Raw genomic sequence first — 851 nt, 5'->3', positions numbered from 1 at the left:
GCCGGGTCGCTGCCGCCACCGGGAGCGGCGGGCACCACGGTGGCCAGCACGCAGTGCGGCCAGGCGGTCGGGGAGACGTCGGCGAGCAGGCTGGGCAGGAGCGCAGCGACCTGGTCAGCGCTCAGGTCGCCCACCACCAGGTCACGGATGGCGACCGCCTCCGCGGGGGCGGTCACGCGGCGCCAGCCGGCTCCGGCGTCGCGCGTGACGGTGGTGCGCAGCACCTCGTGCCTGCTCACCCAGGCGTGGATCGCGCGGCGCAGCGGCTCGGGCTCGTACGGTCCGGGCACCCGCAGCACCGACCCGATCCAGGACCCGGGGGCGGAGTCGCGCAGGTGCGCCTCGTGCCCGGGGGACAGCGCGCGGGGGTCCTGCTGCCACCGCCCGGCGTCGGCGCGTGGCGTCCAGGACGTCACGGTTCCGGCGGGCAGGTCGTAGGCCGACAGCTCGGTGTATTCCATGCGTGCGCGTCCCTCGATCGGTCTGTGGGCACGGCCAGCACGACGTCGGACGAGTTCCGCGGTCCCCTTGCGGCGACCTTTATACCGGATTCGCCGGGTGAAAGTTAGTCCCCCCGTAATGCCCGGTATGGTCACGTGCTGAAGCCCACGGTCCCCTCGGGACCGGTATCCGACCCGGGAGACGAGCGTGACGGACCCGCCACCCGCACTGCGCCTGCAGTTCGCCGACGACATGTTCCTGCGCCGCCACGAGGGCGCCACGAGCCCGGCCGTGAACCAGGTGCTGTGGCGCCTGGACGGCCCGTTCGACGCCGACCGGCTGCGTGACCTGGGCGGCCGCCTCGCCGCGGGGTCGCTGCACCGGCGCGTGGTGAGGTCCCGCGTGCCGGG

The 851-nt window shown here is 74.6% G+C and carries 2 protein-coding genes; one reads left to right on the top strand and one right to left on the bottom strand.

Annotated features, from left to right (window positions below; genetic code table 11):
• A partial coding sequence (locus tag PROKR_RS33980; RefSeq protein WP_036960458.1) for a non-ribosomal peptide synthetase occupies window positions 1-461 on the bottom strand: 461 nt, incomplete at its 3' end.
• 187 nt (window positions 462-648) lie between these two features.
• On the opposite strand from PROKR_RS33980, the gene PROKR_RS33975 reads away from it, so the two are divergent.
• Window positions 649-851 (top strand): hypothetical protein (locus PROKR_RS33975; RefSeq protein ID WP_036960455.1); only part of this gene is annotated, 203 nt, incomplete at its 3' end.

It is taken from the genome of Promicromonospora kroppenstedtii DSM 19349 (assembly GCF_000515355.1).
In the GTDB taxonomy this organism is placed as follows: Bacteria; Actinomycetota; Actinomycetes; order Actinomycetales; family Cellulomonadaceae; genus Promicromonospora; species Promicromonospora kroppenstedtii.
The sequence above is the reverse complement of the archived record's forward strand: the minus strand, read 5'-3'. Positions and strand labels throughout refer to the sequence as shown.